We start from the raw sequence: 1309 nt of genomic DNA, 5'->3' as shown, positions 1-1309 counted from the left end.
TGTCTCGTCCTGAAATGTGTTTACACATTTAGGACTTATTATGACCAAGTCAAATAATACACCGATCAAACGAACACAACGAGATTATTCATTAGGCTTTAAATTACAAGTTGTCGACGCTGTAGAAAAAGGCGATATGACTTATAAACAAGCCCAAAAAATTTATGGCATACAAGGTCGCTCAACTGTGCTTACTTGGTTGAGAAAACACGGTAAGATGGATTGGACTCAATCACCTAAGATGACTATGCCTAAATCACCTAAAGCCAAAGAAAGCCCCGCACAAAAAATCAAGCGTCTCGAACGAGAGCTCGAAGATGAGCACTTACGTAACCTGTTACTCAATGAAGTGGTTAATATTCTTGACGCTGAGCATGGGACAAACCTTAGAAAAAAGTATATTGCCAAGGAGCAAGAAGCCTTCAAAAGCAAAAAATAGTTAGCTTAGAACGTGCTTGCAAGCTGCTTGGGATAACGAGACAAGCAATATATCAACGAGAGAGCAGAGCTAAATTGCGTGCTATTGAACTTGCACCAGTTAAAGCGATGGTATTGGAAATACGACGCTTTATGCCGCGTTTAGGTGGAAGGAAATTATATTTTCTACTGAAACCCAAACTCATAGAGCAAGGTATAAGTTTAGGTCGAGATGCTTTTTTTAGTTACTTAAAAAGTGAACATTTATTGGTTAAACCTAAGCGTAGTTATACAAAAACGACGTTTAGTAAACATTGGATGAAAAAGCATCCTAACTTGCTTAAAGATAGACAACCATCGAGGCCAGAAGAGGTATTTGTAAGTGATATAACCTACGTTCAATCAACGCAAGGTGTTCACTATCTATCGCTGGTAACTGATGCGTATAGTCGCAAAATTATGGGATATGAACTCAGTGATGAAATGAAGGCGACAGATGTGGTTAAGGCATTAGATATGACCATCGCTAATCGTCAGTATCAATGCAGTACGATTCACCATTCAGATAGAGGGTTACAGTATTGCTCACGGGTATATCAAGTAAAGCTTAATGAAAATGGCATTACTCCATCGATGACCGATGGCTATGATTGCTATCAAAATGCATTGGCGGAGCGCATTAATGGCATATTGAAGCAAGAATTCTTACTCTATAAATGCCAAAATCTGAAAGAGCTACGTGAACTCGTCGAAGAATCAATAGTAATATACAATGAAATGAGGCCGCATTTGAGTTTAGGCATGGAAACCCCAAACCAAGTGCATAAAAAAGACCAGGAGCAAAAGCTACTGGCCTTCAATTAAAACCGTCAACGTATTTTAGGACGAGACA

1 protein-coding gene is annotated in these 1309 nt (G+C 39.0%); it reads left to right on the top strand.

The features are described 5' to 3' along the window. The first annotated feature begins 40 nt into the window (after nt 1-40). A protein-coding gene (locus LPA49_RS22140; RefSeq protein ID WP_230237777.1) for an IS3 family transposase occupies nt 41-1281 on the top strand; the annotation gives its coding sequence in 2 pieces (ribosomal slippage) (nt 41-404 and nt 404-1281; 1242 coding nt in all). The last annotated feature ends 28 nt before the right edge of the window (nt 1282-1309 follow it).

The organism is Pseudoalteromonas sp. MB41, assembly GCF_020966275.1.
GTDB lineage: Bacteria > Pseudomonadota > Gammaproteobacteria > Enterobacterales > Alteromonadaceae > Pseudoalteromonas > Pseudoalteromonas lipolytica.
This window is presented reverse-complemented; position numbering and strand designations above follow the sequence as displayed.